At 64.3% G+C, this 21,269-nt stretch carries 20 protein-coding genes; 7 read left to right on the top strand and 13 right to left on the bottom strand.

The features are described from left to right. Positions 1-93: 93 nt before the first annotated feature. Entirely contained in the window at positions 94-510 is a 417-nt protein-coding gene (locus OGR47_RS05765) for a secondary thiamine-phosphate synthase enzyme YjbQ (protein ID WP_165047751.1), read from the bottom strand. Positions 511-621: 111 nt separating this feature from the next. Here OGR47_RS05765 and OGR47_RS05760 point away from each other — a divergent pair, with 111 nt between their 5' ends. Next, a complete protein-coding gene (locus OGR47_RS05760; protein ID WP_165047749.1) occupies positions 622-1,326 on the top strand; it encodes a cyclic nucleotide-binding domain-containing protein in 705 nt (234 codons plus the stop codon). Between the two features lie 31 nt (positions 1,327-1,357). On the opposite strand, the gene ppdK is transcribed toward OGR47_RS05760, so the two are convergent. Both ppdK and OGR47_RS05750 read right to left on the bottom strand, forming a co-directional pair. Then, entirely contained in the window at positions 1,358-4,036 is a 2,679-nt protein-coding gene (gene ppdK / locus OGR47_RS05755) for a pyruvate, phosphate dikinase (RefSeq protein WP_165047746.1), read from the bottom strand. Between the two features lie 199 nt (positions 4,037-4,235). Next, positions 4,236-4,775, bottom strand: a complete 540-nt coding sequence (locus OGR47_RS05750) for a hypothetical protein (protein WP_165047744.1) — start codon at positions 4,773-4,775, stop codon at positions 4,236-4,238. 159 nt (positions 4,776-4,934) lie between these two features. On the opposite strand from OGR47_RS05750, the gene OGR47_RS05745 reads away from it, so the two are divergent. Further along, positions 4,935-5,120, top strand: a complete 186-nt coding sequence (locus tag OGR47_RS05745; protein ID WP_165047742.1) for a DUF1192 domain-containing protein — start codon at positions 4,935-4,937, stop codon at positions 5,118-5,120. A 494-nt stretch (positions 5,121-5,614) separates the two neighbouring features. Continuing rightward, complete coding sequence (aspS, locus tag OGR47_RS05740) at positions 5,615-7,438, top strand: aspartate--tRNA ligase (RefSeq protein WP_165047740.1); 1,824 nt, start codon at positions 5,615-5,617, stop codon at positions 7,436-7,438. A gap of 9 nt (positions 7,439-7,447) precedes the next feature. On the opposite strand, the gene OGR47_RS05735 is transcribed toward aspS, so the two are convergent. From OGR47_RS05735 to rpmI, 5 genes are all read right to left on the bottom strand, one after another. Further along, positions 7,448-7,915 carry a phosphate-starvation-inducible protein PsiE gene (locus OGR47_RS05735; RefSeq protein WP_165047737.1) on the bottom strand — a complete coding sequence of 156 codons (468 nt, stop codon included), beginning with the start codon at positions 7,913-7,915 and terminating at the stop codon, positions 7,448-7,450. A gap of 271 nt (positions 7,916-8,186) precedes the next feature. Then, complete coding sequence (gene lpdA / locus OGR47_RS05730; protein WP_165047735.1) at positions 8,187-9,626, bottom strand: dihydrolipoyl dehydrogenase; 1,440 nt, start codon at positions 9,624-9,626, stop codon at positions 8,187-8,189. Continuing rightward, positions 9,610-10,476, bottom strand: a complete 867-nt coding sequence (locus tag OGR47_RS05725; RefSeq protein ID WP_206527377.1) for an alpha/beta hydrolase — start codon at positions 10,474-10,476, stop codon at positions 9,610-9,612. The genes lpdA and OGR47_RS05725 overlap by 17 nt, the downstream gene beginning before the upstream one ends. A gap of 413 nt (positions 10,477-10,889) precedes the next feature. Continuing rightward, positions 10,890-11,255: a 50S ribosomal protein L20 gene (gene rplT / locus OGR47_RS05720; RefSeq protein WP_165047731.1), complete on the bottom strand. Its 366-nt coding sequence runs from the start codon at positions 11,253-11,255 to the stop codon at positions 10,890-10,892. A 39-nt stretch (positions 11,256-11,294) separates the two neighbouring features. Further along, on the bottom strand, positions 11,295-11,495 hold the full coding sequence (rpmI, locus tag OGR47_RS05715; RefSeq protein ID WP_165047728.1) for a 50S ribosomal protein L35: 201 nt from the start codon (positions 11,493-11,495) through the stop codon (positions 11,295-11,297). A gap of 245 nt (positions 11,496-11,740) precedes the next feature. Between rpmI and OGR47_RS05710 the strand changes: the two genes are divergently transcribed. Continuing rightward, positions 11,741-12,853: an amidinotransferase gene (locus tag OGR47_RS05710; RefSeq protein WP_165047726.1), complete on the top strand. Its 1,113-nt coding sequence runs from the start codon at positions 11,741-11,743 to the stop codon at positions 12,851-12,853. Here the strand turns inward: OGR47_RS05710 and OGR47_RS05705 are convergent. Then, positions 12,850-13,170: a DMT family transporter gene (locus OGR47_RS05705; protein WP_165047724.1), complete on the bottom strand. Its 321-nt coding sequence runs from the start codon at positions 13,168-13,170 to the stop codon at positions 12,850-12,852. The genes OGR47_RS05710 and OGR47_RS05705 overlap by 4 nt on opposite strands. A gap of 163 nt (positions 13,171-13,333) precedes the next feature. On the opposite strand from OGR47_RS05705, the gene OGR47_RS05700 reads away from it, so the two are divergent. Next, entirely contained in the window at positions 13,334-14,200 is an 867-nt protein-coding gene (locus OGR47_RS05700; RefSeq protein ID WP_165047722.1) for a pirin family protein, read from the top strand. Positions 14,201-14,243: 43 nt separating this feature from the next. Here OGR47_RS05700 and OGR47_RS05695 read toward each other — a convergent pair whose 3' ends face one another. Then, the gene (locus OGR47_RS05695; protein WP_165047718.1) at positions 14,244-15,953 is read right to left on the bottom strand and encodes an ATP-binding protein; all 1,710 of its coding nucleotides are present in this window, start codon (positions 15,951-15,953) and stop codon (positions 14,244-14,246) included. Next, positions 15,950-17,488 carry a YifB family Mg chelatase-like AAA ATPase gene (locus OGR47_RS05690; RefSeq protein ID WP_165047716.1) on the bottom strand — a complete coding sequence of 513 codons (1,539 nt, stop codon included), beginning with the start codon at positions 17,486-17,488 and terminating at the stop codon, positions 15,950-15,952. The genes OGR47_RS05695 and OGR47_RS05690 overlap by 4 nt, the downstream gene beginning before the upstream one ends. Before the next feature lie 165 nt (positions 17,489-17,653). Between OGR47_RS05690 and OGR47_RS05685 the strand changes: the two genes are divergently transcribed. Continuing rightward, positions 17,654-18,466 (top strand): lytic murein transglycosylase, encoded by an 813-nt coding sequence (locus OGR47_RS05685; RefSeq protein WP_165047714.1) that lies wholly within the window; start codon positions 17,654-17,656, stop codon positions 18,464-18,466. 49 nt (positions 18,467-18,515) lie between these two features. Here the strand turns inward: OGR47_RS05685 and OGR47_RS05680 are convergent, their stop codons facing one another. Beyond that, on the bottom strand, positions 18,516-19,304 hold the full coding sequence (locus tag OGR47_RS05680; protein WP_246729505.1) for a hypothetical protein: 789 nt from the start codon (positions 19,302-19,304) through the stop codon (positions 18,516-18,518). Between the two features lie 591 nt (positions 19,305-19,895). Between OGR47_RS05680 and OGR47_RS05675 the strand changes: the two genes are divergently transcribed. Continuing rightward, positions 19,896-20,666, top strand: coding sequence for a Bax inhibitor-1/YccA family protein (locus tag OGR47_RS05675; protein WP_165047712.1), 771 nt, complete (start codon positions 19,896-19,898; stop codon positions 20,664-20,666). 62 nt (positions 20,667-20,728) lie between these two features. On the opposite strand, the gene OGR47_RS05670 is transcribed toward OGR47_RS05675, so the two are convergent. After that, positions 20,729-21,148 (bottom strand): DUF2794 domain-containing protein, encoded by a 420-nt coding sequence (locus OGR47_RS05670; protein ID WP_165047709.1) that lies wholly within the window; start codon positions 21,146-21,148, stop codon positions 20,729-20,731. Between the last annotated feature and the right edge of the window lie 121 nt (positions 21,149-21,269).

The following is a 21,269-nucleotide window of genomic DNA, read 5'->3' as shown; positions in this document are numbered from 1 at the left end:
CCGATGGGGAATCCAGGGCCGAGATAGCATTGTTTCCATTTCTGGATTCCCGAGCACTTCGCTGACGCGAAGCGTCGGGGATGACAGTCGCCTTTATTCCCCGATCACATGCAACGCGATCTCGCGCCGGTGCGGCCGCCGCCGGTGCTCGAAGAGAAAGGCGCCCTGCCATGTGCCGAGCGCCAGCGCGCCGCCGATGATCGGGATCGACAACTGCGTCTGCGTCAACGCCGCGCGAATATGCGCGGGCATGTCGTCTGGGCCCTCAGTATCATGCGCGTAATCAGCGCCCTCGGGCGCGAGCCGCGCGAAGACATTCTCCAGATCGCGCAAAACGCTCGGATCGGCGTTCTCCTGAATAAGCGGCGACGCCGATGTATGCCGGCAAAAGACCGTCAGCAGCCCCTCGCCCATGCGCGCGCTGCGCACGAAATCGGCAAGCGCCGGCGTGAATTCATAAAAGCCGCGCCCGCCTGTCTCGATTTTGAGGATTCTCGTCGCCTGTCGCATGACGGGAGATGTGCGTAAGCGCGCGGGAAAGTCCAGCAGCCGAAGGCGTCATGAGCGCTTGTCACTGACCGGCGCAACGGGTAAGCGCGGGCGCAACCGCGGGGAGCCAGAATGTCCGAGCTGATCGACGCCGTCACGACCTGGGCGACCTCCGACGCCAGCAAGACCGCCGGCGGGATCGCCTTAGCCGCCCTTGCCTGGGCGGAAGCCACGAGCGTCATCGGCAGCGCCTATATGAAACGCATGATCCCGTTGCGGATCACCGCGATGGCGTGCAATTGCCTCGGCCTGACCTATGGGCTGCTGACCGGAGCGCTCCCCACCATCGCCAAGCATGCGATCAACCTGCCGCTGAACTACTCGCGCCTGCGGGAGATGCGCCGCCTGATCGACAGCGTGCGCGAAGCCAACGCCAACGACCTCAACGTCGAATGGCTGAAGCCCTTCATGCACCCGGAGAGCCTGCCCGCGACGGATTTTATCTTCAGGAAGGGTGACGTGGGCGGGGAAGCCTATGTTGTGGTCGAAGGCCAGATCGAGATCATCGAGCGCGGCGTGACGATCGGACCCGGCGCGCTCTTCGGCGAGATGGCGCTTTTCACAAAGACCGGAAAGCGCACGGCGAGCGCGAGATGCGCGACGGACGTCCGCCTGCTCGCGATCACCTATGAGCAGTTCGAGCAGCTCTATTTTCAGAACCCCGAATTCGGGCTTTACCTCGTGCGGCTGATCGTGCGGCGGTTCGAGGCAAACCATATCGAGGACGACATGGAGGGAGCCCCTCTCCAACCTGCGCCCGAGCCGGCGCAGGCCTGACGAACGGTCCGGCCAACGCAGGCCGCGCGCGCTACGCGGTTCCTTCGGCGGTCTTGCCCAGAGCCGCCTGCGCCGCGGCGAGCCGCGCGATCGGCACGCGGAAGGGCGAGCACGACACATAGTCGATGCCGATCTTCTCGAAGAAGGCGACCGACGCCGGATCGCCGCCATGCTCGCCGCAGACCCCGAGCGCGATGTCGGGGCGCGATGCGCGCGCCCGCTGGCAGCCTAGCGCGACAAGCTCGCCGACGCCCTCCTGGTCGATCGACACGAAGGGATCATGCGGCAGCACGCCCTTCTCGATATAGGCGCCGAGGAACGAGCCCGAATCGTCGCGCGAAATGCCGAGGGTCGTCTGAGTGAGGTCGTTCGTGCCGAAAGAGAAGAAATCCGCCGATGGCGCGATCTCGCCGGCCCGCAGCGCGGCGCGCGGCAGCTCGATCATCGTGCCGATGTGGTAGCGCGGGCGAAGACCCGTCTCGTCCTCGACGAGCTTCGCCATGGCGTCGACGCGGGCGTTGACGAGATCGAGCTCGGCCCGGGAAAACACGAGCGGCGCCATGATCTCGATCTGCGCGGGCGCGCCGGTCGAGAGGCTCGCCTCGATCGCCGCCTCGAAAATCGCGCGCGCCTGCATGTCGACGATCTCGGGGAACACCACCGCGAGACGCACGCCGCGAAAACCCAGCATCGGGTTGAATTCGGAAAGCTGCAGCGCGCGGCGGCGCAGCTTCACGGGGTCTGCGCCCATGGCGCGCGCCACCTGCGCAAGCTCTGAATCCGTGTGCGGCAAAAACTCGTGCAAGGGCGGATCGAGCAGGCGGATCGTCACCGGCAGCCCGGCCATGATCTCGAAGAGATGCTTGAAATCCTCGCGCTGGATCGGCAGCAGCTTGGCGAGCGCCGCGCGCCGCCCCTCCGCGTCGTCGGCCAGGATCATCTCGCGCACCGCAACGATGCGCTCGCCCTCGAAGAACATGTGCTCGGTGCGCGCGAGGCCGATGCCCTCGGCGCCGAAGCGGCGCGCTGCGCGCGCATCCGACGGCGTCTCGGCGTTGGCCCGCACCTTGAGGCGGCGAACCTGATCGGCCCAGCCCATCAGCACGGCGAATTCGCCGGTAAGCTCAGGGCGCTGCATCTTCACTTCGCCGGCGATGACATGGCCCGCCGAACCGTCGATCGTGAGCTTGTCGCCCTTCACGAAACGCTTGCCGACGATCGTGAAGCACTGCTCCTCATAATCGATGCGCAAGGCGCCGACGCCTGTGACGCAGGGCTTGCCCATGCCGCGCGCAACGACCGCCGCATGCGAGGTCATGCCGCCGCGCGCCGTCAGAATACCTTCGGCGGCGTGCATGCCATGGATGTCTTCCGGGCTCGTCTCGGTGCGCACCAGAATGACCTTGCGTCCCGAGGCCGCGAGCGCCGCCGCTTCTTCCGGGTTGAAGACGATTTCGCCAAAAGCCGCGCCGGGCGAGGCCGGCAGGCCGGTCGCCAGAATGTCGCGTCGGGCGGCAGGGTCGATCGTCGGGTGCAGCAATTGATCGAGCGAGGTCGGCTCGACGCGCAGCAGCGCCTCCTCGCGCGTGATGAGGCCCTCTTTCGCCATATCGACCGCGAGCTTCAAGGCGGCGCGCGCCGTGCGCTTGCCCGAGCGCGTCTGCAGCATCCATAATTTGCCGCGCTCGATCGTGAACTCCATGTCCTGCATGTCGCGGTAATGGCGCTCGAGACGGTCGGCGACCTGCACGAACTCCGCGAAGACTTTCGGCATGGTCGCTTCGAGCGAGATCTTCTCGCCCGGCGAGGCGCGGCTGGCGACTTCGGTCAGCGGCTGCGGCGTGCGCAGGCCGGCGACGACGTCCTCGCCCTGAGCGTTCAAGAGATATTCGCCGTAAAGCTCCTTCACGCCGGTCGAGGGATTGCGCGTAAAGGCGACGCCGGTCGCGGAATTGGCGTCGAGATTGCCGAAGACCATGGCCTGCACGTTGACGGCCGTGCCCCAGTTCTCCGGGATATTGTGCAGATGGCGATAGACGATGGCGCGGTGGTTCATCCAGGAGGAGAAGACCGCCTTGATCGCGCCCCAGAGCTGCGCGCGCGGGTCCTGCGGAAAGGCGACGCCGGCATTGGCTTCGATGATCGCCTTGAACTGCTTCACCACCGCGCGCCAATCGTCGGCCGTCAGCTGCGTGTCGAGCGTCAGCCCTTTCGATTCTTTCAGCTCCTCCAGCGCATCCTCGAAAATATGGTGCTCGACGCCGAGCACGACCGAGGAATACATCTCGACGAAGCGCCGGTAGCAGTCCCAGGCGAAACGCGCGTCGCCCGAGTAATTGGCGAGCGCCTCGACGGTCTCGTCATTGAGGCCGAGATTGAGCACCGTATCCATCATGCCGGGCATGGAGGCGCGCGCCCCGGAGCGCACGGAGACGAGCAGCGGCCAATTCGGATCGTTGAAGGCATGGCCGGCGACGCGCCCGATCTCCGCCAGTGCGGCCTCGACCTGCGCCTCGAGATCGGCCGGGAAGCCGCGGCCTTTGGCGTAAAAATGGGCGCAGACCTCAGTGGTGATGGTGAAGCCCGGCGGAACAGGCAGCCCAAGCGCCGCCATCTCGGCGAGATTGGCGCCCTTGCCGCCCAGAAGGTCTCGCATGGCCGCCGAGCCCTCGGACGCGCCGCCGCCGAAACTATAAACCCACTTCGTCATCGCTCTCGTCTTTCCGCCAATGACGGTCGAATGCCGGTCTTTGCCGTGGCCGGACGAACCCCGTTCGGCTTCGCGGGCGCACAATAGCAGATAGGCCGGAACAATTGTCGCGACGAGGGCTGATTTTTCAGCTGGCGCTCCAACCGGCCCCGCCGAGGCGCGGGTCTCGGATTCTTATTTGCCGAGATTGGTTATCGCGCTAGCGCTGGCGGTCGATGACGGCTGCGATGCGGGACGCCGGCAAGCGACTCGCGGGTGTCGACTCCCTGCGCGCCGGCGCATTCGCGCCGCTCAGGACATCATCCACGCTGGCGTGCACGATCGCCTTGATGACGCAGAAGGCCACGAGCAGAAGGGTCGAGCCGGCCATAGTGGTGACCAGGACGCCGGAGAGGGCGGCCAAAGCGGCTCTCGGCGAGATAGCGAGCCAGACCGCCACCACCGCCCCGCCGCCGAGAAAGCCCAAAAGCCCATTGAGGTTGGCGCCGAATCCCTTGTCCCTGAGCATCAAATCCGTGGCGAGGCCGAAAACAGCCGAATAGGCGACAGCCAGCAGGCTAAGAACGCCGAAGCCGCGCTCATCCAGACCGCTCGCGCCGGCCATTTTCGCCAGGCCGCGGATTGTGGCCGCGCGGACGCCGGACTCGCCGCTTTCCTCCGGCGCGAAAACCAGCCCCAGGAGCTTTCGCCCGAAAATGACGGGCAGCAAGGTCAATACCCCGAAAAGGATGCGGTTCATGCGAACTACTCCAATAAATACATACGCTTGGGTTAAAAATAGAGCCCCGGAGCGGTCTTGTTGGAATTTGCGAGAATTGGAGTCTCCCCCGCGTGTGTTACTTTTCCGAGCACGCCTTTCGGCATCATTTGTTGTCGATGACCCTCGAGAGGAAAGCTCATGACGGACGAAGACGCGCCCCGCCCCCGCCCTGCCTATGACATCGGCCAGCCTCTCGATCTTTTGTCGATTGCGGAACTCGAATCTCGAATCCTCTTGCTGAAAGAAGAGATCGCCCGCCTCGAGGCGGCCGCACAGGCCAAACGCGCAGCGACGTCCGCGGCCGAGGCGTTCTTCCGAAAATAAGCGCCGCCCGCCGCGCCTTCTCCTACGTAGGGAGGCGACGTCCGCCCCTCTCCCCGCTTGCGGGGAGAGGCTGGGTGAGGGGCCAGGGGTGGAGCCCGGACGTGCATTGCGAGCTCCTGCTGCGTTTTTCGTTACCACTCATCCCCCACGCCCCTCACCCAACCTCTCCCCGCTCACGCGCGGGGAGAGGGGCGGAGCGCGGCCGTCATCGGAAACGGCGGCAGGATTTGTGGCGCTGGATTGCCCCCTCACCGACCCTCCCCCGCTTCGCGGGAGAGGGAGCAGATTGTGGCCTTCATCGACAATGCTGATCGCGAGCGTCCCCTCTCCCGCTTTAGCGGGGGAGGGACAGGGAGGGGGTAACGCAGTAACGCCAAACGTCCCAGCCAGAACGCCTCCCTCCCCGGCTTGACAGGGACAATCCCATTGCGCTTCTTGGCGCGCAAACGCCGGGCCCTTCCGGCGCCCCCGATATTTCCAACCGAAAGCGGCCCATGCATCGCTACCGTTCGCATACCTGCGGAGAGCCCACCGAAGCGCTCGCGGGTCAAAAAATCCGCCTCTCCGGCTGGTGCCACCGCATCCGCGACCATGGCGGCGTGCTGTTCATCGACCTGCGCGACCATTACGGCCTCACCCAATGCGTGGTCGACCCCGATTCGCCCGCCTTCGCGCAGGCCGAGAAGCTGCGCTCGGAATGGGTCGTGCGGCTCGACGGCGAGGTGCGCAAGCGCCCGGCCGGCACCGAGAACCCGGACATGCCGACGGGCCACGTCGAAATCTATGTGAATGAGATCGAGGTGCTCGGCCCGGCGGGCGAGCTGCCGCTCCCAGTCTTTGGCGACCAGAACTACCCGGAAGACATCCGCCTCAAATATCGCTTCCTCGACCTGCGCCGCGAGAAGCTCCACGCCAACATCATGCTGCGCGGCCGCATCATCGACTCGATCCGCTCGCGCATGAAAGCCGGCAACTTCTTCGAGTTCCAGACGCCGATCCTGACTGCCTCCTCGCCCGAGGGCGCGCGCGACTTTCTGGTGCCCTCGCGCCTGCATCCCGGCAAGTTCTATGCGCTGCCGCAGGCGCCCCAGCAATTCAAGCAGTTGCTGATGGTCGCGGGTTTCGACCGCTATTTCCAGATCGCGCCCTGCTTCCGCGACGAGGATGCGCGCGCCGACCGCTCGCCCGGCGAATTCTACCAGCTCGACGTCGAGATGAGCTTCGTCACGCAGGAAGACGTGTTCGAGGCGATGGAGCCCGTGCTGCGCGGCGTCTTCGAGGAGTTCTCGAAGGGCAAGCCCGTCACGCAAAAATTCCCGCGCATCCCCTTCCGCGAGGCCATGCTCAAATATGGCTCGGACAAGCCGGATCTGCGCAATCCGCTGGTGATCGTCGACGTCTCGGAAGAGTTCGAAGGCGAGAATGTCAGTTTCAAAGCCTTCAAGGGCAAGACCGTGCGCGCCATCCCGGCGCCCGGCGCAGCGTCGCAGCCCCGCAGTTTCTTCGACAAGCTCAACGATTGGGCGCGTTCCGAAGGCGCGCCGGGCCTCGGCTACATAGTTTTTGAAGGGGAAGTCACATCGGGGCTGATTAATGAAAATACATACAGAGTTGAAGAAAAACTGATTGGGAAGGGACCAATCGCGAAATTCATCCCTGAGGACGTCCAGATGAAGATCGCCGCCAAGGCCGGCGTGAAGGCGGGGGACGCCGTCTTCTTCTCGGCGGGCGAGGAGACGCCGGCGGCGAAGCTCGCCGGCGCCGCGCGTCTGCGCATCGGCAATGAGCTGGGCCTGTCGAAAACCGACGTCTTCGAATTCTGCTGGATCGTCGACTTCCCGATGTACGAGTGGAACGACGAGGACAAGAAGATCGACTTCTCGCACAATCCCTTCTCCATGCCGCAGGGCGGCATGGAGGCGCTGGAGACGAAAGACCCGCTCGACATCCTCGCCTATCAGTACGACATCGTCTGCAACGGCGTGGAGCTCTCCTCGGGCGCCATTCGTAACCATCGCCCCGAGATCATGAAGAAGGCCTTCGAGATCGCGGGCTATGGCGAGGATGTGCTGCTCGAGAAATTCGGCGGCATGTATCGCGCCTTCCAATATGGCGCCCCGCCGCATGGCGGCATTGCGCCGGGCGTCGACCGCATCGTGATGCTGCTCGCCGAGGAAGAAAATCTGCGCGAGGTGACGCTCTTCCCGATGAACCAGCGCGCCGAAGACTCGCTGATGGGCGCGCCGAGCGAGGCGACGATGAAGCAGCTCCGCGAGCTGCACATCAGGCTGAATCTGCCGGCCGAGAAGGGGGCGTAAGGCCCCCGTCTACGCCGTCTCGCGCCCGGGGTCGCTCGCCTCGGACGACGGATAGTGGAACGACGCATAGCGGACGATGAAGACCGCAAGCGCCAGGATCAGCGTGCCGCCGGCGAGGATGAGAATCCCGAAGTCCGGCGGCGCATCCTTCTGGACATAGCCGATCATATGGCGGGTCAGCGCCGTGATGCCGACGTAAAGCAGAAAACGCACGGGCATGTGATTTGTCTTGAAATAAATGCCCACCATCGACCCGACCTCGAGGTAGATAAAGAGCAGAAGCAGATCCTCGATCGACGCATGGCCCTTCCCGGTCATCTCAATAAAGGCTTTGGCCGCCGCCCAGACGGTCGCGCCGCCGATGGCGAACAGCCCCAGGAAGTGAAAGCTCTCCGAGAGAAAATGCCCGAGGGGATGCGCGATTTCGCGCATGCGCCGCATCGCTTCGCTGGACTCGGGAGCGCGATCGCTGGCCATATGTCTTCCCTTCCCCGCTTCGCCTTCACAATAGAGACGGTCACGCGCTCTGCTTGCAAGAGAGTTTATCTCTGAAAGGCCCCCTCCCTGACCCTCCCCCGCCATATGGCGTCTGCAAGACGCCCGTCTCTCGACGGGCTATGGCGGGAGAGGGGACGCTCACGATCAGCGTTCTCGGTAAAGGCGCCAATCTGCTCCCTCTCCCGCCATAGGGCGTCGAAAAGACGCCCGTTTTTCGACGGGCTTTAGCCGGGGAGGGTTGGGGAGGGGGTCAAATATGAATCGCCCGCCCAAACGCGTTCAGCACGCTCTCATGCATCGTCTCGGAGAGCGTCGGGTGCGGGAAGATCGTCTGCATCAGCTCTTCTTCCGTCGTCTCCAAATTCATCGCGATGACGAAGCCCTGGATCAGCTCCGTCGCCTCGGCGCCGACGAGATGCACGCCGAGCAAGCGGCCAGTCTTGGCGTCGAAGATCGTCTTCACGAGACCCTCGGGTTCCCCGAGCGCAACGGCCTTGCCGTTGCCGAGATAGGGGAAGCGCCCGACCCGGACCTCATAGCCCGCAGCCTTCGCCTTCTCCTCGGTCAGTCCGACCGACGCCACCTGCGGATGGCAATAGGTGCAGCCCGGAACGAGCGATTTATCCAGCGGATGCGCCGGCAGCCCCGCGATCGCCTCGACGCAGGCGACGCCCTCGTGCTCCGCCTTATGCGCGAGCATCGGACCGCCCGCGACATCGCCGATGGCGTAGACGCCCGGAACATTGGTGCGCCCGAGCCCGTCCGTCTTGATGACGCCGCGCTCCAGCGCGACGCCCAGCGCCTCTAACCCCAGGTTTTCGACATTGGCGACCACGCCCGCGGCCGAGAGCACGCGCTCGACCTCCAGCGTGCGTGTCCCGCCGTCGGCGCCCTTCAACGTGACGACGACGCTGTCGGCCTTTTTCTCCAGCCCGGCGACGGTCGTCGCCGTCTCTATGATAATCCCTTGTTTTTCGAAGCTCTTGCGCGCGAAAGCGGCGATCTCGGCGTCTTCCGCGGCAAGGATTTGCGGCAGCGCCTCGACCAGCGTCACCTCGACGCCGAAGGTTCGATAAAAGGAGGCGAATTCGACGCCGATGGCGCCGGCCCCGACGACGAGCAACGACTTGGGAAAGCGTTCGGGCTTCAGCGCTTCGAAATACGTCCACACCAGCCGCCCGTCAGGCTCCAACCCCGGAAGGACACGCGGCCGCGCCCCTGTCGCGACGACGACGTGCTTGGCCTGATAGACGCCCTCCCCCAGCGTCGCCTTCGGCGCGGGAAGCTGCGGCGTCACGGCCGGTTTCGTCGGCGCGCCGACTTGCACTTCGCCCTTGGGCCCGAACCGCGCCTCGCCCCAAATGACGTCGACCTTGTTCTTCTTCAGCAAAAAGCCGACGCCGGCGTTGAGCCGCCCTGCCGCCTCGCGCGAGCGCGCCACGATGCGGGTTGCGTCGAATCCCGGCTCGGCGCCCGTCACCCCGTAGCGCGCCCCGTCCCGCGCCAGCCGATAGACCTCCGCCGAGCGCAGCAGCGCCTTGGTCGGGATGCAGCCCCAGTTGAGGCAGATGCCGCCGAGATGCTCGCGCTCGACGACCGCCGTCTTCAGCCCTAGCTGCGCCGCGCGTATGGCGGCGACATAGCCGCCCGGTCCGCCGCCGATGACGATGACATCATATGACTGGCTCATGCCGGCCCCGCTCGCTTCCGCCGCTTCGCCCAGTGTTAGCGGCGCGCGCGGTTTTAGTCGAGATGAAGGCCGTTACGTCGGCGGCGACGGGCGCCAGGAAGGAAAAGATCGGAGAAAAGGCGCCGATGATCTCACGATGCCCCAGCCGCGGATAGAAGATCGTCTCGACATCGCCGCCCGCCGCGCGCACCGCGGCGGCGAGATCATGCGTATTGCGCGGCAGGACCGTCTTATCGACCTCGCCCGTCGCCAGCAGCAGAGGCGGCGCGTCGCGCGTCACATAAGCCATGGGCTGGGTGCGCCCCTTGTTTTCCGGTGCGCCGAAGACGCCGCGCAGCAAATCCGTGTCGATCTCGAAGTGATAGGGGCCGGCAAGGCCGATCACGCCGGCAAGGTCGGCGCCGCTGTCGAGGCCAACGGCCGCAAGCCAGCGTTTTTCGAATGCGAGCATGGAGGCGATATGGGCTCCGGCCGAATGGCCCATGACAAAAAGGCGCTTCGGGTCCGCGCCGAAGCGGGCGGCGTGAATATGGGCCCAGCGGAGCGCCTCGGCGGCGTCCTCGATAAATGCCGGAAAGCGCACGGCGGGGTAGATGCTGTAATCAGGGATGACGGCGAGAAAGCCCCGCGCCGCCAGGGACGCGCCGAGAAAGCGGTAGATTTCCTTAGCGCCCGAGGACCAGCTGCCGCCGTAGAGATAGACGATGATGGCGCGGGGCGCCGCGAGGCGCGTCGGGAGATAAACATCGAGCCGCTGGCGGGCGCCGACGCCATAAGCCATGTCGGCGATCCGCCGATGGTCTTGCAACCGCGCGGCGAGATCGACCGCGAGTCTTGGCGTCTCCCGCACCGCCTCTCCGAGAAATTTTCCTGATCTTAAAAGCGCCTGCGCCGGCATTGGGCCTCTGCCTAAATCTTTCGCTGCTGTAGCAAAAGATAGGACTCACCGACGCAGGCGGGAATGTCTTGCCCAACGCGCCTAGTCATGGCGTTGGGGAGCAACCGGCCGGCGAACGGGAATCGGTCGCAATACGGGCGCCGGCGGGCCGGCGAAGGCGCCACGTACAGCCTCCAGCAATTTGCCCAAATTAGCCGCAACTCCGTCTTTCTGCTTGCCTTTCATGAGCGTGTCTCCTGTTCTCCTTTCCCAGGGAGGAGCAACACTCGAAGAAGCCGGATTGATCCGGACAAATTTGGAATAAATCAAAAAAAGCGCCCGCCGTGAACGGCGAGCGCTTCAGTAAATCTAGCCTTATCAGAAGATTAGGCAGCCTGCGGCAGCGCCGCCTTGGCCTGAGCGACGATCGCAGCAAAAGCCTCGGGCTTCTCGATGGCGAGCTGCGACAGAACCTTGCGGTCGACGATCACGCCAGCCTTGGCGAGGCCGTCGATGAAGCGCGAATAGGTCAGGCCATGCTCACGCACGGCGGCGTTGAGGCGCTGGATCCAGAGGGCGCGGAAGACGCGCTTCTTGGCCTTGCGGTCGCGCGTGGCGTATTGCATCGAGCGATCGACGGCCGCCTTGGCGGTGCGGATCGTATTCTTGCGGCGGCCATAAAAGCCCTTGGCGGCCTTCAGCGTTTTCTTGTGCTTGGCGTGGGACGTAACGCCCCGTTTGACGCGAGCCATGACGAAACTCCTTCAGAATTCTGCGTGTATAGGGGACGATCAGGCGTTCGGCAGGAAGTATTTCTTGACGTTGTCGCCGTCGGTCTTGAACAGAACATTCGTCCCACGCAGATTTCTGATCTGCTTGTTCGTGCGCTTGATCATGCCGTGGCGCTTGCCCTGCTGGGCATAGACCACCTTGCCGGTCCCGGTGACCTTGAAGCGCTTCTTGGCGCCGGATTTCGTCTTCAGCTTGGGCATTTTGCTCTCCTGGGCCATGGCCCTATTGTTTTTCGCGCCGGCGAACCAGCGCGCTTCGCGCGAGCGAAAAGAACCGCCACGGCAGCCCATCACTGGCCGGGCGGTTCGGAAGCGCGGCTTATAGAGCGAAACCAGCCCGACTTGCAAGAGCGTTGGACCGGAGCCGTTCCTGCGACATATTGAACGATGGTCGTCTTTCGAGCATCGGCCAAGAATAATAGCGAGGAAACACTGGGATTTTCAGCATGAACTTTCACGCGCCTTCGCCCGAGTCCACCGCGGCCCCCTGCCCGGTGAACTCCCATAATGAATGGGACCCGCTGGAGGAAATCATCGCCGGGCGCCTCGAAGGGTCGACCATCCCCTCCAACCACCCGGTCGTCACGTGCAACATCCCCGGCATGACGGCGCGCGCCCAGGCCATGGCGGCGGGCTTCCGCTTTCCCAAATTCATGGTCGAGCCCGCCCAGGAGGAGCTCGACAATTTCATCAAGGTGCTCGAATCGCTCGGCGTCACCGTCACGCGCCCCGAGCCCTTCGATCACCACGCGAAATTCTCGACGCCCTACTGGTCCTCGCGCGGCTTCTGCAATTCTTGCCCGCGCGACTCGATGCTGGTTATCGGCGACGAGATTCTCGAAACGCCGATGGCGTGGCCCTGCCGCTATTTCGAGACGCACTCATACCGCCCCATCCTCAAAGACTATTTCCGCCGAGGCGCGCGTTGGACGTCGGCGCCGAAGCCGCAGCTCACCGACGAGCTATTCGACCCGAATTTCCAGTTGCCGGAAAAGGGCGAACCCATCCGCTATATCCTCACCGAATTCGAGCCGGTTTTCGACGCCGCCGATTTCTTCCGCTGCGGCCGGGATATTTTCGTCACGCGCTCCAATGTGACGAACAAAATGGGCGTCGACTGGCTGCGCCGGCATTTGGGCGAAGGCTATCGCATCCACGAGATCAAGAGCCGCTGCCCCAACCCGATGCATATCGACACGACCATCTTGCCGCTCGGCCCCGGCAAGATCCTCATCAATCCGGAATATATTCACCCGGACGAGCTGCCCGACATTCTCAAGAAATGGGACATTCTCGTCGCGCCCGACCCGACGCCGATCGACGACCGCATTCTCGCCATCACGTCCCTGTGCGGTAAATGGCTGAGCATGAACGTTCTGATGATCGACGAGAAGCGCATGATCGTCGATCCGCATCACGTCAATATGATGCGGCAGGTCGAGAAATGGGGGTTCGAGCCGATCCCCGTTCCCTTCCTGCATTATGCGGCTTTCGGTGGAGCCTACCATTGCGCGACGCTCGACGTGCGCCGGCGCGGGACGCTGGAGAGCTATTTTTAGCTCACGCCGCTCAATCTGAGCCCGACCATGCCGATGACTATCAAGGCGAAGGACGCCAGGCGCATCGGGGTGGCGGGCTCGCCCAGGAGAAATACGCCGACGACCGCTACGGCCGCGATGCTGCCGCCGGTCCATACGGCATAGGCTGTTCCGGCGGGTATCGTCTTTATCGCGATGCCCAGACAGCCAACGCTCGCGATCATGAAAAACAGCATGATCACCGTGGGCCACAGGCGCGTGAAGCCGTCGGCGTATTTCATGCCGACGAGCCAGCCCACTTCGCAAAGGCTTCCGACCAAGAGAATGAACCAGGCCATTTTTCGATAATCCCTTCCGGCAGAACGTCTCGATGGCTTGTTGGCGCTCGAGCGGCCGTCGTCAAGCGGGCGCCGAGAGCCGAGCCTTTTCGTTTGAATTGGCGTGATTGGTCCCAACATATTGTCAAAAGGATTTACCGCCCAAGCGCCAAGGAGATTTGTGATGCGCAAGATTATCGGCGTCTTTGCCGCGCCCGAGGCCGTGCATTGGGTCGGCGACGGCTTTCCTGTGCGCACGCTTTTCTCGCATCATCGGCATGAGGCGCAGGTGAGTCCATTTCTGTTGTTGGATTACGCCGAACCAGAATATTTCGCGCCATCCGATGTTCGTCGGGGCGTTGGGCCGCATCCGCATCGGGGCTTCGAAACAGTCACGATCGTCTATGAGGGCGAAGTTGCGCATCGCGACTCGACCGGCGCCGGTGGCCTCATCGGGCCCGGCGACGTGCAATGGATGACGGCAGGCGCGGGCGTTTTGCACGAAGAGTATCACTCCGACGCCTTCACCCAGAGAGGAGGCCGCCTCGAAGTCGCTCAGCTGTGGGTCAATCTGCCGGCGGGCGTGAAGATGACGGCGCCGCATTATCAGCCCCTGCGCGCCGCCGATATCCCACGCGTCGAACTGCGCAACGGCGCCGGCGTCGCATACGTCATCGCCGGCGAGCTGCAGGGCGCGAAGGGACCGGCGCGCACATCGACGCCGATGAATGTTTGGGACGTTCGCATCAAGGAAGGCGGGACTTCGGCCTTTTCCTTGCCGGAGGGGCATAATCTTGTCGTCGTCGCGCTCGATGGGCCGGTCGTCGTCGATGGCCAGGCGCATGTGCGCGCGGGAGAGACAATCATCTTCGAGCGCGAGGGCGGCGACGTCATCTTCTCCGCGCAAGCGGATGCGAAACTTCTGCTGCTCAGCGGCGAGCCCATCGACGAGCCCGTCGTGCAGGAGGGCTCTTTCGTGATGAACTCGCAGGCGGAGATCCAGCAAGCCATCTCAGATTATCGCGCTGGTCGTTTCGGAGCCATGCCGTAAAGGGGCAGGTCGCGAGAGCGCTTCGAAAGTTCGTCTCGGTCGATCAGCCCCAGCGTCGCTCGAAATCGCGCGGCGCAAGCCGGAGTTCTTCGATCGTCGCGGCGAGCGCGGCGAAATCGACCGGTTTGGTGAGAAAGGCGTCGACGCCGGCGGCGCGGGCCGCGCGGGCGTCTTCTTCCTGCGCGCTCGCCGTCAAGGCCAGGATCGGCGTGCGAGGCGTCCGCGCGCGGGCTTCGGCCTCGCGAATTTGCCGCGTCGCCTCGCGCCCGTCGAGATCGGGCATGAAGAGGTCCATGATGATGACGTCATAAGCGCCAGCCGCTCCGCCGTCGATGGCTGCCGCCGCAAGCGCGACCGCTTCGACGCCATGACGCGCGCGCATCGCCTCCGCTCCAAGCATCCAGAGGTGCCGCGTGAGGATCAGGGCGTTGATGTCATTGTCCTCGGCGATGAGCGCTCTTACGCCTTCGAGCGCGCGAACGGGCTCCGCCGCGGGAGGCTTTGGCGCGTCGGCGCGCTCCCTCGAGAGCCTCGCGACAAGAGAGGCGCTGCGCACGGGCTTGACCAGCCAGCCGTCGAAATCGCCTAGCGCCGCTTCGCCGAAAGTGCGCCGCTCCAAGGGCGAGAAGAGGAGAAAGCGTCGCCCGATCCCCGCTTCGCGCGCGTGCGCCGCAAGCTGCGCGACGCTTTCGGACCCAAGCGCGCAATCGACGATAATCGCATCGAACATGGGCCTTGTCTGCGAGACGAGCGCCAACCCTGCCTGGGAATTTGCGGCGATCTCCGCGACTCCGCCAGCCGATTTCAGGTTCTCGGCAAGAAAAGGCGCTTCGAAAAGGCTATCGCCGACGATCAGGACCCGCAGACCGGCAAGCGGCTTGTGGGGCGCTTCCTGAGCGCCCACACTTATTGGCAGCGTGAAGGCGAAGGTCGATCCATCGCTCGATGTCTGCGCGAGCGATAGCGCGCCCCCCATCAGGCTCATGAGGCGGCGTGAGATGGCGAGCCCCAATCCCGTGCCGCCCTGGCGCCGCGTCGCCGACGCGTCGCCCTGCTCGAACTCCTCGAATATCGCCTCGCGCGCCGCCTCCGGGACGCCAGGCCCCGTGTCGCGCACCTCGAACCACAATAAATCGCCGTCACGCGCGACCCGCACGCCGACGCCCCCACGTTCGGCAAAGTTGATCGCGTTCCCGACAAGATTGACCAAGACCTGCCGCAGCCGCGACGGATCGCCCTCGATCACGCGCGGCGCGTCCTTGCCGACAAGGCTTGCGATTTCAAGCCCCTTGGCGAAAGCGCGGGGCGCCAGCAATTCGACGACGCCTTCGATGAGGGGGGCCAGGGCGAACGTCTCATGGCGCAAGTCGAATTTGCCTGCCTCGATCTTGGAGAAATCGAGAATGTCCTCGATGATCTGAGCAAGCGCGCGGCTCGAATCGCCGATCGCCTCGACGTAGGTCGCCTGCTCGGCGTTAAGCCGCGTCATCGCGAGAAGCTGCGCGAGGCCCATCACCCCATTGAGAGGCGTGCGAATTTCATGGCTGACGGTGGCGAGAAAGCGGGATTTGGCGAGACTCGCGGCCTCAGCCTTTTCGCGCGCAGCCGCAGCGGCGCGCAGCTCCGAGATTTCGTCGCGCAGCCTTTCGAGCTCGGCCTCGATCTCACTGCGCTTTTCCCTTCGCACAGCAAAGAAAATCGCCGCCGCAAGCAGTAGGATCGCAACCAAGACTGCAAGCTCTGTAGCGCTCATGCCGCAACCCGCCCCGCAGTGAGGCCAGCCCGATAGGAAAGCGCCTCGGCAAGATGCGCGCGCGCTATCCGTTCGGCGCTATCGAGATCCGCAATGGTGCGGGCGAGTTTCAAAACCCGGTGGAAGCCGCGCGCTGTCAGGGCAAAACGATCGGACGCTTCCCGAATGAGCGCCGTCCCCGGGCCGTCGAGCTGCGCTACCCGCTCGATGACCGAAGCTGGCGCGGCGGCGTTGGCGAGGACGCCCGGGAGGCCCAGCGCCTCGTAACGCTCCCGCTGCAATGCGCGGGCGCGTGCGACGCGCGCCGCAACCTCGCGGGACCCCTCCGCCGGCGGCGGCAGGACAAGATCCGCAGCGGTGACGGCGGGCACCTCGATTTGAACATCGAAGCGATCGAGCAGCGGCCCCGACAACCGCGCCTGATATTGCGCGACGCAGCGTTCATTAGGCTGCCGGCGACAGGCGAAGCCGGGTTCGAGGGCATGGCCGCAACGGCAAGGGTTCATCGCCGCGACGAGCTGGAACCGCGCGGGATAGACCGCGCGGTGATTGGCGCGGGACACTGCGACCTCGCCGGTTTCGAGCGGCTGGCGCAGACTGTCGAGAACCTGCGGCTGAAACTCCGGCAGTTCGTCGAGGAAGAGCACGCCATTGTGGGCGAGCGAGATTTCGCCAGGCCTGGCGTGGGTCCCGCCGCCGACCAGAGCGGCCATGGAGGCGGAATGATGAGGGGCCCGGAACGGCCGCCGATCGGTGAGCTCCCCCCCGGCGATCTGGCCCGCTATGGAATGGATCATCGAGACTTCGAGCAGCTCTCGAGGCGTGAGAGGGGGAAGAATCGACGGGAGCCTTGCGGCCAGCATCGATTTGCCGGCGCCCGGCGGACCGCTCATGAGTAGATTGTGCCCCCCCGCCGCCGCGATCTCCAACGCTCGCTTCGCGCTCTCCTGCCCTTTGATGTCGGCGAGGTCGGGAAGATCATTGGCGAGCGCGCGCACTGCCGGCTCGGGCCGGGCCAACGCCTGCGTTCCTTTGACGTGGTTGACGAGTTGAATGAGCGAGCGTGGCGCGAGCACCTCCATCTCTGCCGAGGCCCAGGCCGCTTCCGGCCCGCATTCCTTGGGGCAAATCAGCCCCTGCCCGCGCGCATTGGCCGCCACCGCCGCAGGGAGCACGCCGGCGACGGGGGTGAGCGTCCCGTCGAGCGCAAGCTCGCCAAGGACGACAAAGCCTTCCAGCGCATCGGGCGGGATGGCGCCGATGGCCGCCATGACCCCGAGCGCAATGGGCAGATCATAATGACTGCCTTCCTTGGGCATGTCGGCGGGAGCAAGATTCACGGTTATGCGCTTGGCGGGCAGAGCGAGGCCGGAGGCGATGAGCGCCGCCCGCACCCGCTCGCGCGATTCGGCCACGGCCTTGTCGCCAAGGCCGACGACATTGAACACCACAGAGCCGGGGGCAATCTGCACCTGGACATCGACCGGGCGCGCCTCGACGCCTTCAAAAGCGACCGTCGCTAACCTGACCGCCATGAGCAAGGCTCCTAAAAAACCTGCCTGAAACGGAGCCAAATTAACGATCGGGGCTTGATCGTGCAAGAACAATATACGAACATTCGAGCGCATGCTCGTAAGCTTGCCGCATTGTCAAAATTGATTAGGCTCCTGACGTTTTCGGAGAGCCCGAGGAGGAGGCCGATGAAGAATTTACCGACAAGCCGCGCCGCCGCAAAGCTTTTGGCGGCGGCGCTTGTATTTGGCGCGCTCGCCGCAGCCGCGCCGGCTCAGGCGGCGAGATGCGGCAATGGCGCGGGCGGCTTCGAGTCGTGGAAACAGGCGTTCGCCGAGGAAGCGCGCGGACGCGTCGGCGCCTCGGGCGTCGACGCCCTCATGGACACCCACTACAATTCCGCGACGATCGGCGCCGATCGGGGCCAGAAGAGCTTTCATCTATCGCTTGAAGCCTTCATGACGAAGCGCGGGGCCTCGGCCATCGTCGCGCGCGGACGGCAGCTCAAGCGTTCGCAGGCCGCCCTCTTCTCCTCGATCCAGAGCCGCTATGGCGTGCCGCCGGGGCCACTTTTGGCGATTTGGGGCATGGAGACGGGTTTCGGCGCCGTGCATGGCAATCAGCATGCGCTCTCCGCCGTGGCGACGCTCGCCTATGACTGCCGCCGGTCGGAATATTTCACCGACCAGCTCTACGCCGCCCTGGAGCTGATCGACAATGGAAGATTGTCCCCCAGCGCCCGCGGCTCCATGCATGGCGAGATCGGCCAGACGCAGTTCTTGCCCAAGAATATCCTGCAATATGGCGTCGGCAATCTCGACAACGCTTCGGCGGCGCTGACGTCCACGGCGAATTTTCTGCATGCGCATGGCTGGCGCGCAGGAGCGGGCTATCAGCCGGGAGAGCCGAACTTCGCGGCGATTCAGGCCTGGAACGCCGCCTCAGTCTATGAAAGAGCCATCGCCATCATGGGCCGGCAGATCGACGGCGGCGACGAATAGGCGTGGAAAGCCCGCCGTCTAACGGCGGACTTCTCAATTGCTTGCGGCCTTATTCGGCGGCGGTTCTGTATTTATCGGGGTCGTCGCCGTCCTCGGCTTTTTTCCCGTTGGTTTCCGCCGTCGCCTCCTCGCCGGAAGCCTCCGGGGATGGGTCAGTTTCGAGTTCGGGCTCGGGGCCGTCCATCGCCGGTAGCGGCGGCGTCTTGAAAGCCGCAGCGGCCGTCAAGATCTGCGGCGGCGGCTTGCGGCCGCGATGCACGAGATAGATGAGGAAAGCCGCGACGACGCCAAGGCCAAGCGTCAGATAGACGGGCAGATCCCGCATGAAGCTGCGATCCACCGAGAAAGGAAAGCGCGACATCCATTGCTCGCCATGGTCGCCGGTCACAGTGACGATGCCGACGAAATAGCCGCCCTCCTTGAACGTGTGCTCGAAGTTCACCGTGCCGGTCGGATAGACCTTGGGCGGCTGGTAGGCGACGGTCACGGCGTCGAGATTCTCGCTCTCCTTCTCCGCACCGCCCACATCCTTGACGATGCGTAATTCAATCTTCATGTCGCGGAGCTCTTGCTGCTCCGCGTCGAGCACCATGATCATCGGGCCAGTCGCGGGGATGTCCTCGCAAAACTCGTTTTTCGAGGCCTCCGGCAAGTAGCCGGTGAAGTTCATGATGTCGGGGCCGATGAACAGCCGGCAGCGGCCTTCGGCGGCGCCAAGGCGCCCATGCGCCTCGGCCGGCGCAGCGGGGAGCCCCAGGAAAGCCAAAGCGCCGACAGCCGCCAGAAGTCTGAGCGGCTTCATGTAGCAGTGCAACGAGGTCGAAGCGTCGTCACTCATCTACTCCTCCTGATCTTCATGCGGCAAGGACACGCGCCTCGGGATATCTGCATTGCGCCGCGCAATCCCCGCCGCCCCGGCGGGAAGCCGGGCGACGCCCTTACCTCGATGTTAGCGTAATCCGGTTGAACGGCAAGGGTGCGACAATCGGTCATCTATGCGGCTTCGCACCATGGCCGACCGCGCGTTTTTCGTGCTGAAACCGCCAGGACGCGCGGGCTTGCGAGGAAAGTCGCGGGTTCCTGGCACGGGGCTTGCTGCCTTCGCGCCCGCACAAAAAACGCCAGAACTGGCGGCACAACCATCACTGCGAGGAGCAAAGGACGAAGCAATCCAGCGCCGCGATCGCTGCCCTGGATTGCTTCGCTCCGCTCGCAATGACGGATCCGGGGCGTCCCCTGACGAGGGGCGCGACGCCAGCTCGTTCTCTACTTTCCATTAATCCTCGCACCACCTTAACAAGAGTTCATCCAGGCGCGCCTTGCCACCCAAATCGGGCCAAGCCATATTGCAGTGAGCCATAATGGTTGAGGCTACGAGCGATGGTCGGAAATCCGTCCGCGCCCGCCTTGGGAGATCGAGAGGATCGCTATGTCTTATTACGACCGTAACTCGAACTTCGGCTACGGCCGCGGGGTCGCCCGGTCGACCACGGCCGAGATCGACGCGGGCCTGCGCGCCTATATGCTTGGCGTCTACAATTATATGACGCTCGGCTTGGCCGTGACGGGCCTTGTGGCGCTCGGCACCTTCATGCTTGCCAATCCGCAGTTTGCCGGGGGCAAGCTGGTGGCCTTGTCGCCCTTCGGGCAGGCGCTCTATCTCTCGCCGCTTCGCTGGGTGGTGATGCTCTCGCCGCTCGCCTTCGTCTTCTTTATCGGCGCGCGCGCCCAGGCCATGTCGGGGGCTACGGCGCGTAACCTGTTCCTCGCCTTCTCGGCGGTGATGGGCCTGTCCATGTCGTCGATCCTGCTGGTCTACACCGGCGTATCGGTGGCCCGCGTCTTCTTCATCACGGCGGCGGCCTTCGGCGGTCTCAGCATCTACGGCTATATGACGAAGCGCGACCTCTCGGCCTTCGGCTCTTTCCTGGTCATGGGCGTTTGGGGTCTCGTCATCGCCGGCCTCGTCAACCTGTTCCTGCAGTCGAGCGGCCTTCAGTTCGCGCTGTCGATCCTGTCCGTGCTGATCTTCTCGGGCCTCACCGCCTGGGACACGCAGAACATCAAGGACATGTACTACGAAGGCGACGGTTACGAAGTCGCGCAGAAGAAGAGCGTCTTTGGCGCGCTGTCGCTCTACCTCGACTTCATCAACATGTTCCAGTCGCTGCTTTACCTCTTCGGGCAACGCAACGACTAATAACGTTGCAAGGGCCTTAGCCCGCTCCGGAAAAGCCCCGCCTCGAGCGGGGCTTTTTTTATCTATTCGGCGCCGACGATTCGCAGGCTCTTGTCGAGCACGCGCAGGACGCGCGCGAGGTCATGCCCGCGCCGCATGACGAGCCCGCCCGCGGCGATCACCGCATAGGCGCCCTGCTTGCGCGCCAGCTCGGGATTCTTTTCGATTCGATAGAGAGGCGCTTCGCTGCTTCGGCGGAAGATCGAAAAGACCGCCTTGGCAGGCGTGAAGTCGAGCGCGTAATCCCGCCATTCGCCGGCGGCGACCTTCGCGCCGTAAAGATTGAACAGAATGTTGAGCTCGCGCCGGTCGAACGAGACCTGTAACGCTGCCCGGTTCTCCCACCCCTTAGCGTGGTCTCCCTGCCCCGAGCGTCCGGAGCCGGCAACCACCACAAGGGCTGGGCGGGAATGGCTGGGCTCCGTCGTCTCCGACTCCGCCATGCATGTTCTCCAAGCTTGCCATTATGTTCGCGCGATGCGGGCTTCGGGGCAAGCATTCTTTGTCATCAGCCTGACACACCGAGCCTCCCTCACCTCAACCTCAGCGGCTACAACGATTATT

Source organism: Methylocystis sp. MJC1 (assembly GCF_026427715.1).
Classification (GTDB): domain Bacteria; phylum Pseudomonadota; class Alphaproteobacteria; order Rhizobiales; family Beijerinckiaceae; genus Methylocystis.
The sequence above is the reverse complement of the archived record's forward strand: the minus strand, read 5'-3'. Positions and strand labels throughout refer to the sequence as shown.

Excerpts from the sequence above, each read along its gene's own strand:
- OGR47_RS05765 (WP_165047751.1), bottom strand. The coding sequence starts at position 510 with ATGCGACAGGCGACGAGAATCCTCAAAATCGAGACAGGCGGGCGCGGC.
- OGR47_RS05760 (WP_165047749.1), top strand. The coding sequence starts at position 622 with ATGTCCGAGCTGATCGACGCCGTCACGACCTGGGCGACCTCCGACGCC.
- ppdK (WP_165047746.1), bottom strand. The coding sequence starts at position 4,036 with ATGACGAAGTGGGTTTATAGTTTCGGCGGCGGCGCGTCCGAGGGCTCG.
- OGR47_RS05750 (WP_165047744.1), bottom strand. The coding sequence starts at position 4,775 with ATGAACCGCATCCTTTTCGGGGTATTGACCTTGCTGCCCGTCATTTTC.
- OGR47_RS05745 (WP_165047742.1), top strand. The coding sequence starts at position 4,935 with ATGACGGACGAAGACGCGCCCCGCCCCCGCCCTGCCTATGACATCGGC.
- aspS (WP_165047740.1), top strand. The coding sequence starts at position 5,615 with ATGCATCGCTACCGTTCGCATACCTGCGGAGAGCCCACCGAAGCGCTC.
- OGR47_RS05735 (WP_165047737.1), bottom strand. The coding sequence starts at position 7,915 with ATGGCCAGCGATCGCGCTCCCGAGTCCAGCGAAGCGATGCGGCGCATG.
- lpdA (WP_165047735.1), bottom strand. The coding sequence starts at position 9,626 with ATGAGCCAGTCATATGATGTCATCGTCATCGGCGGCGGACCGGGCGGC.
- rplT (WP_165047731.1), bottom strand. The coding sequence starts at position 11,255 with ATGGCTCGCGTCAAACGGGGCGTTACGTCCCACGCCAAGCACAAGAAA.
- rpmI (WP_165047728.1), bottom strand. The coding sequence starts at position 11,495 with ATGCCCAAGCTGAAGACGAAATCCGGCGCCAAGAAGCGCTTCAAGGTC.
- OGR47_RS05710 (WP_165047726.1), top strand. The coding sequence starts at position 11,741 with ATGAACTTTCACGCGCCTTCGCCCGAGTCCACCGCGGCCCCCTGCCCG.
- OGR47_RS05705 (WP_165047724.1), bottom strand. The coding sequence starts at position 13,170 with ATGGCCTGGTTCATTCTCTTGGTCGGAAGCCTTTGCGAAGTGGGCTGG.
- OGR47_RS05700 (WP_165047722.1), top strand. The coding sequence starts at position 13,334 with ATGCGCAAGATTATCGGCGTCTTTGCCGCGCCCGAGGCCGTGCATTGG.
- OGR47_RS05695 (WP_165047718.1), bottom strand. The coding sequence starts at position 15,953 with ATGAGCGCTACAGAGCTTGCAGTCTTGGTTGCGATCCTACTGCTTGCG.
- OGR47_RS05690 (WP_165047716.1), bottom strand. The coding sequence starts at position 17,488 with ATGGCGGTCAGGTTAGCGACGGTCGCTTTTGAAGGCGTCGAGGCGCGC.
- OGR47_RS05685 (WP_165047714.1), top strand. The coding sequence starts at position 17,654 with ATGAAGAATTTACCGACAAGCCGCGCCGCCGCAAAGCTTTTGGCGGCG.
- OGR47_RS05680 (WP_246729505.1), bottom strand. The coding sequence starts at position 19,304 with ATGAGTGACGACGCTTCGACCTCGTTGCACTGCTACATGAAGCCGCTC.
- OGR47_RS05675 (WP_165047712.1), top strand. The coding sequence starts at position 19,896 with ATGTCTTATTACGACCGTAACTCGAACTTCGGCTACGGCCGCGGGGTC.
- OGR47_RS05670 (WP_165047709.1), bottom strand. The coding sequence starts at position 21,148 with ATGGCGGAGTCGGAGACGACGGAGCCCAGCCATTCCCGCCCAGCCCTT.